Origin of the sequence: Proteus penneri (genome assembly GCF_003144535.1) — a bacterium.
GTDB classification, from domain to species: domain Bacteria; phylum Pseudomonadota; class Gammaproteobacteria; order Enterobacterales; family Enterobacteriaceae; genus Proteus; species Proteus penneri.
The window spans coordinates 40,901-52,696 of sequence record NZ_PHFJ01000002.1 but is presented as its reverse complement, the minus strand read 5'-3'; the positions used below and the strand labels follow the sequence as shown (position 1 = coordinate 52,696).

Genomic DNA, 11,796 nt, shown 5'->3' with positions numbered 1-11,796 from the left:
ATCTCAATGAATAAGACCTCTTTCTTAAACCGCCAGTGGGTTCGCGCCCTTCTGGCGTTTTTTTTCGGTGCTATCGGCACTTTCGCGTTTTCGCCTTTTGACTTTTGGCCTGCTGCTTTAATTTCACTGCTGGGCCTATTACTGATAATCTCGCAACGTACAACCCGACAAGGTGCATTTCTTGGCTTTGCTTGGGGCTTTGGATTATTTGGCGCGGGTGTAAATTGGGTTTATGTCAGCATTGCTGATTTTGGCGGTATGCCATTTGCGATAAATATCTTTTTAGTGATTTTATTAGCACTTTATTTATCACTTTATCCCCTACTTTTTGCCGGCTTATTAAATAAGTTTTTCCCAAATCCGACTCTATGGCGATTTGTTTTTGCTGCACCCGCACTATGGCAAATCACTGAATTTTTAAGGGGTTGGGTATTATCAGGCTTTCCGTGGTTACAGTTTGGTTATAGCCAAATTGATGGCCCTTTAAAAGGCATTGCACCTATTTTTGGTGTCACTATGATAACGTTGCTCTTAACCGTTATTAGTGGATTAATTGCATTTACAATCTATCGTAAATCAATTTACAGCCTCGTGGTTGCACTACTTTTATTAATATTACCTATCAGCTTTAAATCCTATCAGTGGTATCAACCTTTGCCGGATGAAACGCAAGAAATTGCATTAATCCAAGGTAATATTGCACAATCATTAAAATGGGAACCGGGTACATTAGAGAGTACATTAAAAACCTATCTCACCTTAAGTCGCCCTTTTATTGGTAATGCCAATCTTATTATTTGGCCTGAATCGGCGATCCCTGACGTTGAAATTCAACAACAAAGCTTTTTAGCAGAATTAGATAAACAATTAAGAGAGCAAGATACTCATTTAATGACGGGAATTATTGATGCTCGACCGACATTAGAAGGTTATCGTTTCTATAATAGTGTCATCACATTAGGTGAACACTATGCTTATCAATACCCAGCCACTGATCGCTATAACAAACATCATCTTGTTCCTTTCGGCGAATATGTGCCATTAGAATCACTATTACGCCCACTGGCACCTTTCTTTAATTTACCGATGTCATCATTAAGCCAAGGCGAATATGTACAGCCTCAACTGACTGTCAATGATGCCAAAATTACCGCAGCTATTTGCTACGAAATTATTTTAGGTGAACAAGTCCGTGCTAATTTTAAACCCGATACACGGTTCTTATTAACGATTTCTAATGATGCGTGGTTTGGTAATTCAATCGGCCCTTGGCAGCATTTCCAAATGGCGAGAATGCGCTCTCTTGAGTTAGGAAGACCATTATTACGTTCGACAAATAACGGTATTACAGCCTTTATTGCAGCCAACGGTGAGGTAATTTCTCAACTTCCTCAGTTTGAAGAAGGTGCTTTAGCGGAAAAAATCACACCAACAACGGGGTTAACCCCTTATTATAAATGGGGGAATACACCATTGTGGATACTGGTTGGATTATTTTTTATTATCGCCTTAATTAAACGTCGAGTTGAATAAAGCAAAATAAAATAACGGAATTCAATATGACAATGAATTCCGTTATTTTTAATCTACTAAAGCTTAAAATAATCGTTGGTATACCGTTCAAAAACCAGCCCACCATAAACGTAGTTTTAATCCCCACGAAGATGACCAGCCACTTGTAAAGCCTACCATTTCCCCTTTATAAATAATAACAAATGAAGGTGTTGCACTAATTCCCCACTGCTGAGAAATATCCCCTCGACTATCATTTATCACAGGAAATACCAGTCCTTTAGACTGGATACCGCGCTCTAACTTTGCGTTATCACCAGAACGGATCGCAACAGATGTCACGTTATAACCATCTTGCGCTAACGAATTTACTGCAGGCGTTGTTAGTTTACACACCCCACACCAAGTTGCCCAAAAATAGATTAATAATGGCTTTTCAGCGCTCAATTCTGTTAATGAAACAACTTTATTATCAACAGTATAAAGTTCAGGTAAATTTGTTAAAGAGGGTGGCGTAGGTTGTCGCCACCAATCCATCGCGAAAGAAGCTACAACGAAAATGACAACCAGAACAATCAGTTCTTTACTCCATTTTCGTAAGCGACTACGCATTATTTTTTCACTTTAGCCAGTTGCTCTTTCACAATCACTTCTAGCTGAGCGTAATCAACGGCACCAGGGATAACCATATCGCCAACAACTGTTGCAGGTGTACCTTGGATACCTAATTTACGAGAAAGATCTAAGTTATTTTGTAACGTTTTTAAGCTGTCATCTGTTAATTTTACTTTGCTTGTGTTGGTTGTCTTCATTGCATCGTCAATACTTGCATTATCTAGCATTGTTTTTTTCTGCATTAAACGTTGGTGTAATGCTAAGAATGCTTTTGGATCTTCTTTCCAAACTGAAAGCACCGCTTGAGAGGCTTTAGCCGAGCTTTCGCCTTTAAATGGCAGCGGTTTAATTACCACAGCTACTTCTGGATAATCTTTTGTAATTTGTTCTAATAATGGATCGAAACGTTTGCAGTAAGGGCAGTTATAATCAGTAAAGGAAACTAACACTAACTTAGCGTCTTTTGCACCAATACGAGGGCTTGCTGCATCGTTATATAATGCGTCGTGTTCTGCCTTTAATGCGGTACGAAATTGTGCTTGTTGTTCATCGGCTTTTTGTGCTTGTAATGCAGTGATTGCTTCTTCCAAAATTTCTGGATTTTTGATTAACGTATCACGCACCAGTGCACGAACTTCTTTTTCCTGATCAGCGCTTAATGCCGCTGCTTGCACATTTGCACCAAAAAGTAACGAAGAAATAACCAGTGCAGAAAGTGTTTTTTTCATTATTGGGCTCCTTTAGCCTCTGAAAGAACTGTCAATGTTGAATCTTTATTTAAAATAGAAGGTAAAACCACGCCATTTTTATGGCCTGGCCCATAAACTTGGTTAAAAGGTACGGCAACTTGACCACGTTGTTTTAAAAACTGAGTGATCTTGTCAGAGGGTTTAGTCCAATCCCCTCTTAATGCGACAACATCTGGCGCTGAAAGTGCCTCTTGGATCTCGTCTCGCAATAATACATTGTATTTGTTTGCTTTGCAGGTTACACACCAATCTGCTGTAACATCAACAAACACGCGTTTATTCTCTGCTAATGCTTGATGTATTGCCTCTTCTGATAAAGGTTGCCAATTTATCGTATCTTGACCTGCGAGTGTTTGGCTTGCTGGTTGAGCAACAAACAAATAAGTACTTCCCGCCAAAAATAGGGCAATTACAGTAGAAATAAGAGCCGTTTTTTTGCCATAGTGCCGTGCAATTGCGAGTAATAAAAGCAAAGTAATAACAATAAAAATGCCAGCAACAATTGTCATGCCCAAATGAGGAATTAAAAGTGTAATAAGCCAAATGCTAGACAACAGCATCATAAAACCTAAAACCACTCTTAGGCGATTCATCCATTTACCGGGTTTTGGTAGCACTTTTGCAACAGATGGGAATATAGCCACTAAGATCCACGGCAAACTCATTCCTATCCCTAATGCAGTAAAAATAAGCCATAACTCACTTAACGGAGCAACCAAAGCATAAGCGACGGCGGTGCCTAAAAAGGGTGCAGAACAAGGGGTGGCTAGTAAAGTAGCAAAAGCACCTTCCCAAAAATGGCGACCATATCCCTGCCCACCAGCCGTTGCCATTTTAGTATTCATATTGCTACTTAAACGCAGTTCAAATAATCCAAATAGATTTGCAGTAAAAATAGCGGTAACTAACACCATAAAACCAATAAACCAAGGGCTTTGAAACTGTATTCCCCAACCTAAGGCCTCTTGGCTATAACGTAACCCCGTCATAAATAGAGCTAGTGCCCAAAAAGAAACTAAAATACCTAAAACAGACACCGAAAATTGCTTACGAATAACCCCTTTATCACGATTTTCAAGATGTAAAATCGAACCCAATTTCATCGCCAACACAGGTAATACACAAGGCATCAAATTCAGAATTAACCCCCCCAATAGTGCGAAAGCAAGAATGCTCCAAAGCCCAATACCTGAACTAGATAGTGGAACAATGTCTTCTTTTCCATGCCCTATTGTGTCATTAACTTGACGAGAAAAATCTTGATCAGTAATAACAAAGGAAAGTGCCTTACCTGAGATATCACCAGCTGCATCGCCCCAATCATCTGTCACATCAATGGTGACAAATAAGTTTTTATCTTGATGATTTAATTTTGGAATGCCGTAAAGCATACCTTCAGGGGGATCGAGATAAATATTAGGCTCAACCCAAGCACCTTGCTCTCTTTGCAAAGAAATAGTCAGTTGGCTATTGTTATAATTCGAAGAAACTGATGATATTAATCCTGTATCAACTGGGATTTTTGCCATCGCCTGATTATATTGCCATTCAAAATCAGCAGGTGCTGGCTCTGTAAGATCTAGATCTAAAGTGTAGTCCGTTAAAATACAGACATTACTGCATGTTGATAACGTTAAAACGCCTGTTAAACGGTCAGCATCAACAGAGGTTAATTCAATCGGAAAAACAACTTGTTTATCATAGCCTTGAGTGTGAATACCTGCGACATCAAAAGCAGAAGGTGACGGCCAATGCCATACCATTGCACTCACATCTTGTGACCAATTAATTTCAGGTGCAACACCACCTTCTCCTGGTGAGCGCCAGTAAGTTTTCCATCCAGACTCAAGTTGCACTTCAAGTAACATTTTCACATCACCCGTTGGTGACTTTTGTGCTGTCGCCCTAACTTGTGCGTGAGAATTATCAGGCGTGGTTAACCAACCTGTCTCTGCTGCTTGAGATGTAGATAACGTAAATAGCGTTAATACCAACGCCATAACAAAAGAACGAAACATAACAACTCCCTAAAAATTCCTACAACGCTACACAAAGCTACGCCCAAAGATAGACGTACAATTTTTTAGCTAAAAGGAAATTTCTAATCCCTCAGAATACAATAATGAAGGTGAAGTCTGATTGGAGGCGGTGGATGATAGTGTTTTTTCTGATTACGCTGACGCGATACATAGATGCCAGCCATACTTAACAATAGCAATACAGCCCACGAATGGAAAAATGGCTCTATTGTTAATGGAGGAACAGATATTAATGATTTAGCGCTTAATTCACAGGTAGAGAGTGAATAAGTATGATCTGTTGCGCTATTCTCATCAGTAATTGGTGTTGATAGTGGGTATTGTGTTTGAGCAACAGCCATCGCTAAGCGCTCACTAATGACGTGGGCACCTAATGAACGCTGAACAATGCAACTCAAGATCAGCAAAACTGTTATCACCACTAGCCAGCGACCTGACCGCCAATTACTCATAGATGTTCCTCATCAATATGACACGCCATCTTAATAGTAATCTACAGACAAACAACTCCTTAAGACAAACTTTACAAATCCATACTTATTTTATTTTTCGCATTATCTCAAATATTCATCTTTAACCTTTATTTCTATAAGGTTTCTACTACAATAATTTTAAATATTGAAAACAACTTCCAAAAAAATAATCAACCACATTTGATTTCATTCTTTTATTGAGAGATACCTCTCGTATTTCATAAATTGCACTTCCCAACGGTATGTTATTTGTTCTATCTATTAACATTATCAAAACAAATTAAAACAAAAAAGCAACACAAAGCAAAATACAAATATCATTTATCACCACGACAGGAGTTATTATGCGCATGCGTAAACTAGCGTTATCATTAATGATTTTAGGGGCTGCAGGAGCTGTGCAGGCAGAAGAACTCACTGGAACCTTAAAAAAAATCAACGACAACGATATTATTATCGTTGGACATCGGGAATCCTCTGTTCCTTTTTCTTACTATGATAACCAACAAAAAGTGGTTGGTTATTCTCAAGACTATTCCAATCTGATTGTACAAGCAGTAAAAGACAAAATAGGCAAACCTAACCTGCAAGTTCGCCTGATCCCTATTACCTCTCAGAATCGCATTCCATTATTACAAAATGGTACATTTGATTTTGAGTGTGGCTCAACAACCAACAATGAAGCTCGTCAACAACAAGCTAGCTTCTCTAATACTATTTTTATCGTAGGTACACGTTTACTGGCGAAAAAAGACAGTGGAATTAAAGATTTTGCTGACTTGTCAGGTAAAAACGTTGTCGTAACATCAGGAACAACGTCTGAAATGTTACTTAACAAATTAAATGATGAGAAAAAGATGAATATGCGCATTATCAGCGCAAAAGATCATGGAGACTCGTTCCGTACACTTGAATCAGGTCGTGCTGTTGCCTTTATGATGGATGACGCATTACTAGCTGGTGAACGTGCTAAAGCGAAAAAACCGGGTGAGTGGGAAATTGTAGGAACCCCACAATCTGAAGAAGCTTATGGTTGTATGTTGCGTAAAGACGATGCTCAATTCAAAGCATTAATCGATGAAACTATCGCTAACGCACAAAAATCAGGCGAAGCAGAAAAATCCTTCAATCGCTGGTTCAATGCACCGATCCCACCTAAAAATCTTAACTTAGAATTCACTATCTCTGATGAAATGAAAGCCTTATTTGCATCACCAAATGATAAGGCACTGAACTAAAAATACATAAGCAGTTGATGCAAACAAATAATTATAAAGTATCTGTTGGACAGACAGATCAGTGAAGTTTGGGGCAGCCGTTCCCTGCCCCTCTTTTTTCACCGGAGGTGAAATCATGTCGATTGATTGGGATTGGGGGATATTCTTCCAAGAAGCCCCTTTCGGAAACACCACATACTTAGGATGGCTGATTTCTGGCTTCCAAGTCACTATTGCCTTATCTCTATGCGCTTGGGTTATTGCCTTTCTTGTTGGTTCTTTATTCGGAATTTTACGCACGGTCCCTAATCGTTGGCTTTCAAGCTTAGGTACTGTTTATGTTGAGTTATTCCGTAACGTACCACTTATTGTTCAATTCTTTACGTGGTATCTCGTCATTCCTGAACTATTACCTCAATCTATTGGCGACTGGTTTAAAATGGACTTAGCGCCAAATGTGCAATTTTTTGTCTCTTCAGCACTCTGCTTAGGTTTATTTACCGCAGCGCGTATGTGTGAACAAGTCAGAGCTGCAATAAACTCATTGCCCCGTGGTCAAAAAGCCGCAGGCTTAGCATTGGGCTTAACCTTACCTCAAACTTATCGTTATGTTTTATTACCCAATGCATATCGAGTCATTATTCCACCAATGACCTCCGAAATGCTTAATCTCGTGAAAAACTCAGCGATTGCTTCTACTATCGGACTTATTGATATGGCAGCACAAGCGAATAAACTCCTCGATTATTCAGCGAAAGCGTATGAGTCATTCACAGCAATTACCCTCGCCTATGTTTTTATCAACGTCATCATTATGTTACTCATGAGTTGGCTTGAAAAACGTGTGCGTTTACCTGGCACAACAGGAGGTCAATAATGTACGAATTTGACTGGAGTTCTGTTGTTCCAAGCCTACCATTTCTAGTCGATGGTATGGCAATCACTTTAAAAATCACTATCACCGCTATAGTAGTTGGTATTTTATGGGGAACGGTACTTGCTGTTATGCGCCTTTCTACGTTTAAACCTATTAGTTGGTTTGCGGCCGCTTACGTTAATACCTTTCGTTCAATCCCATTAGTCATGGTATTACTGTGGTTTTATTTAATTGTGCCTAACATATTACAAAATGTTCTAGGACTTTCACCAAAAAGTGATATCCGTTTAATTTCGGCAATGATAGCGTTCTCATTATTTGAAGCTGCGTACTACTCTGAAATTATAAGGGCAGGTATTCAAAGTGTTAGTAAAGGACAATTTTCTGCCTCACTTGCATTAGGTATGACCAAATCACAAACAATGCGTTTAGTGATCTTACCTCAAGCCTTTCGAGCCATGATCCCGCTTTTACTGACTCAAGGAATTGTCTTGTTCCAAGATACGTCCTTAGTTTACGTATTAAGTCTCACTGACTTTTTCAGAACGGCGGCAAATATTGGTGAACGCGATGGTACACAAGTTGAAATGATCCTCTTTGCTGGTTTTGTTTATTTTGTCATTAGCTTCGCTGCTTCAATGTTAGTGAACTTTCTTAAAAAAAGGACTACCTAGATGATTTCCCTAAAAGATGTATCCAAATGGTATGGTCAGTTTCAAGTACTGACTGAATGTTCCACTGAAGTTAAAAAGGGGGAAGTTGTTGTTGTCTGTGGACCTTCTGGCTCAGGTAAATCAACACTGATTAAAACAGTGAATGGTCTAGAACCAATACAGCAAGGTGAGATACTTGTTAATGAAATCAAAGTAAATGACAAGCATACCGATCTTGCTAAATTACGAGCAAAAGTAGGTATGGTATTCCAACATTTTGAACTCTTTCCCCATCTCTCTATTATTGAAAATCTTACACTCGCACAAGTTAAAGTGCTTAATAGAGAGAAAGACGCCGCAAAAGAAAAAGGCTTAAAGTTATTAGAACGCGTAGGTCTATCCAGTCATGCGAACAAATACCCAGCTCAACTTTCTGGCGGTCAACAACAGCGTGTCGCCATTGCTCGTGCTTTATGTATGGATCCTATTGCAATGTTATTTGATGAACCGACATCCGCACTTGATCCTGAAATGATTAATGAAGTCCTTGATGTAATGGTAGAGCTTGCAAATGAAGGTATGACGATGATGGTAGTGACCCATGAAATGGGTTTTGCTAAAAAGGTTGCTGACCGTATTATTTTTATGGATGAAGGTCGAATAGTGGAAGATAGACCTAAAAATGACTTTTTTGATAATCCAAAATCAGCACGAGCCAAAGATTTCCTCGCTAAAATTCTGCATTAATCGCTGCATCTCCTCTGCTGGCGTGCTTTTTTAGCACGTCAGCCCAAAATAATAATTTCGATTAACCTCGCAACTAAATATCAAAAAAACTTATTTTCTCGCAATATCAAAATTATTTTTTCAGAAAATACGCATTTATTCTCTTTTTGCTTTAACTCTTTTCAAGATATCTCGCAATTGTCTTGAAAAAGTTATGCAAACAGTGGCTTTCATTAAGATCAATAGTTGTGGCTATTAGACAAAATCAGCTATGCTATGCAAGTCTTAATTTCATAATAGCGGTTACCCTCCGGTAGCCATTAATTCACCATAGGATTATCGGTGCCATGCAAGAACAATATCGTCCCGAAGATATAGAGCAAACTATCCAGGAACACTGGGAAAAGAACAACACATTTAAAGTGACAGAAGATAATAACAAAGAAAAATATTACTGCCTGTCAATGCTACCTTATCCTTCTGGCCGACTACACATGGGACACGTCCGTAACTACACCATTGGTGACGTGATTTCCCGTTATCAACGAATGCAAGGTAAAAACGTCTTACAACCTATTGGTTGGGATGCATTTGGCTTACCTGCAGAAGGTGCCGCTGTAAAAAATAATACCGCGCCAGCGCCGTGGACTTACGAAAATATCAATTACATGAAAAACCAGTTAAAAAAACTGGGTTTTGGTTACGATTGGGATCGTGAAGTCACTACTTGTACACCAGAATATTATCGTTGGGAACAGTGGTTCTTTACTAAGTTATATGAAAAAGGCTTAGTGTATAAAAAGACCTCCGCCGTTAACTGGTGCCCACATGACTTAACCGTATTAGCTAACGAACAAGTTATTGACGGCTGTTGTTGGCGTTGTGATACCCCTGTAGAACGTAAAGAAATTCCACAGTGGTTTATCAAAATTACCGATTACGCAGAAGAACTGTTAAACGATTTAGATACGTTAGATGAGTGGCCAGAACAAGTTAAGACCATGCAACGTAACTGGATTGGTCGTTCAGAAGGTGTCGAAATTAAATTTGATGTGGCCGATAGCGACGACACAATGACCGTTTATACAACGCGTCCTGATACATTTATGGGCGTCACTTATGTTGCAGTTGCAGCAGGTCACCCATTAGCGCAAAAAGCTGCTCAAAATAACCCTGAAGTTCAGCACTTCATTGATGAATGCCGTAACATGAAAATGGCAGAAGCCGATATGGCAACAATGGAGAAAAAAGGGATTGCAACGGGTCTTTATGCTATCCATCCATTAACTAAAGAGAAAGTAGCTATTTGGGTTGCTAACTTTGTATTAATGGAATACGGCACAGGTGCTGTAATGGCGGTTCCAGGTCATGATGAACGTGACTGGGAATTTGCAACTAAATACAATTTACCAATTAAAGCTGTTATTGCGGATGCTGAAGGTAATCAACCTGACTTATCTGAAGGCGCATTAACCGAGAAAAATAGCCTGATTAACTCTGGTGAATTCTCTGGATTAGACAACCAAGCTGGCTTTAACGCAATTGCAGATAAACTAGCACAAATGGGTGTTGGTGAACGTAAAGTTAACTACCGTTTACGTGACTGGGGTGTTTCTCGTCAACGTTACTGGGGCGCACCAATTCCAATGGCTACCTTAGAAGACGGTACAGTTGTTCCTGTTCCTGAAGATCAACTGCCCGTTATCCTGCCAGAAGATGTAAAAATGGATGGGATAACCAGTCCAATTAAAGCTGATCCTGAGTGGGCAAAAACCACCATTAATGGTCAGCCAGCACTGCGTGAAACAGATACTTTTGACACCTTTATGGAATCATCTTGGTATTACGCTCGTTATACCTGCCCTGATTACGATAAAGGCATGTTAGATCCAAAAGCAGCTAACTATTGGTTACCTGTTGACTGGTATATTGGTGGTATTGAACACGCCATCATGCACTTAATGTATTTCCGCTTCTTCCATAAACTGATGCGTGATGCCGGTTTAGTGAACTCTGATGAACCAGCAAAACGTTTACTGTGTCAAGGTATGGTATTAGCGGATGCGTTCTATTACACCGGTGAAGATGGTGCTCGTCATTGGGTATCTCCTGCTGAAGCTATCGTTGAACGTGATGAGAAAAACCGCATCATAAAAGCGACTGACAGTGAAGGACATGAGCTGACTTATGCTGGCATGAGCAAAATGTCTAAATCTAAAAATAACGGTATTGACCCACAAACGATGGTTGAACGTTATGGCGCAGATACCGTCCGTTTATTTATGATGTTTGCCGCTCCACCAGAATTAACACTTGAATGGCAAGAGTCTAGTGTTGAAGGTGCAAATCGTTTCTTACGTCGTTTATGGCGTTTAGTTCATGAACATACACAAAAAGGAGCGACACAGTCACTTGATCTTTCTGCTCTGACAGAAGAACAAAAAGATTTGCGTCGTGACTTACATAAAACAATTGCAAAAGTATCTGATGACGTAGGTCGTCGTTTAGCCTTTAACACCGCGATTGCAGCCATTATGGAGTTAATGAATAAATTAACTCGTGCAAGTCAAGATACAGAGCAAGATCGTGCATTAATGCAAGAAGCATTAGAAGCCATCGTTCGTATGCTTTCTCCAATCATTCCTCACGCTTGTTTTGTTATGTGGCAGGCATTAGGTGGAAAAGAGGACGTTGATGTTGCACCATGGCCGGTTGCTGATGAAGAAGCAATGATCGATGACACCAAGCTAATAATCGTTCAAGTGAATGGTAAAGTGCGTGGTCGAGTCACTGTTCCGGCTAATTCAGAAAAAGAATATGTTCAGGAAATGGCGACAAAAGAGTACAGTGTTGCTAAATACTTGGAAGATGTGACTATTCGTAAAGTCATTTATGTTCCAGGAAAATTACTGAACATCGTTGTTGGCTGATAAGG

At 39.6% G+C, this 11,796-nt stretch carries 10 protein-coding genes; 6 read left to right on the top strand and 4 right to left on the bottom strand.

What is annotated here, in order from left to right:
• The first annotated feature begins 6 nt into the window (after positions 1 to 6).
• Positions 7 to 1,533, top strand: coding sequence for an apolipoprotein N-acyltransferase (lnt, locus tag CUB63_RS03260; RefSeq protein WP_109847450.1), 1,527 nt, complete (start codon positions 7 to 9; stop codon positions 1,531 to 1,533).
• Positions 1,534 to 1,620: 87 nt separating this feature from the next.
• Here the strand turns inward: lnt and CUB63_RS03255 are convergent, their stop codons facing one another.
• The 4 genes from CUB63_RS03255 to CUB63_RS03240 form a co-directional block, all read right to left on the bottom strand.
• Positions 1,621 to 2,124, bottom strand: a complete 504-nt coding sequence (locus CUB63_RS03255) for a protein disulfide oxidoreductase (RefSeq protein WP_109847449.1) — start codon at positions 2,122 to 2,124, stop codon at positions 1,621 to 1,623.
• Positions 2,124 to 2,855: a DsbA family protein gene (locus CUB63_RS03250; RefSeq protein WP_006537718.1), complete on the bottom strand. Its 732-nt coding sequence runs from the start codon at positions 2,853 to 2,855 to the stop codon at positions 2,124 to 2,126. Before CUB63_RS03250 ends, CUB63_RS03255 begins: the two co-directional genes overlap by 1 nt.
• Complete coding sequence (locus CUB63_RS03245) at positions 2,855 to 4,894, bottom strand: protein-disulfide reductase DsbD family protein (protein ID WP_109847448.1); 2,040 nt, start codon at positions 4,892 to 4,894, stop codon at positions 2,855 to 2,857. The genes CUB63_RS03250 and CUB63_RS03245 overlap by 1 nt, the downstream gene beginning before the upstream one ends.
• A gap of 83 nt (positions 4,895 to 4,977) precedes the next feature.
• Positions 4,978 to 5,367, bottom strand: a complete 390-nt coding sequence (locus CUB63_RS03240; RefSeq protein WP_109847447.1) for a metal resistance protein — start codon at positions 5,365 to 5,367, stop codon at positions 4,978 to 4,980.
• Between the two features lie 365 nt (positions 5,368 to 5,732).
• On the opposite strand from CUB63_RS03240, the gene CUB63_RS03235 reads away from it, so the two are divergent.
• From CUB63_RS03235 to leuS, 5 genes are all read left to right on the top strand, one after another.
• Entirely contained in the window at positions 5,733 to 6,626 is an 894-nt protein-coding gene (locus CUB63_RS03235) for an amino acid ABC transporter substrate-binding protein (RefSeq protein ID WP_109847446.1), read from the top strand.
• A 115-nt stretch (positions 6,627 to 6,741) separates the two neighbouring features.
• Positions 6,742 to 7,482 carry an amino acid ABC transporter permease gene (locus CUB63_RS03230; protein WP_072062945.1) on the top strand — a complete coding sequence of 247 codons (741 nt, stop codon included), beginning with the start codon at positions 6,742 to 6,744 and terminating at the stop codon, positions 7,480 to 7,482.
• Positions 7,482 to 8,156, top strand: a complete 675-nt coding sequence (gltK, locus tag CUB63_RS03225; protein ID WP_006537724.1) for a glutamate/aspartate ABC transporter permease GltK — start codon at positions 7,482 to 7,484, stop codon at positions 8,154 to 8,156. The genes CUB63_RS03230 and gltK overlap by 1 nt, the downstream gene beginning before the upstream one ends.
• Complete coding sequence (locus CUB63_RS03220) at positions 8,157 to 8,882, top strand: amino acid ABC transporter ATP-binding protein (protein ID WP_109847445.1); 726 nt, start codon at positions 8,157 to 8,159, stop codon at positions 8,880 to 8,882.
• A gap of 326 nt (positions 8,883 to 9,208) precedes the next feature.
• Positions 9,209 to 11,791 carry a leucine--tRNA ligase gene (gene leuS / locus CUB63_RS03215; RefSeq protein ID WP_072062947.1) on the top strand — a complete coding sequence of 861 codons (2,583 nt, stop codon included), beginning with the start codon at positions 9,209 to 9,211 and terminating at the stop codon, positions 11,789 to 11,791.
• Positions 11,792 to 11,796: the final 5 nt, after the last annotated feature.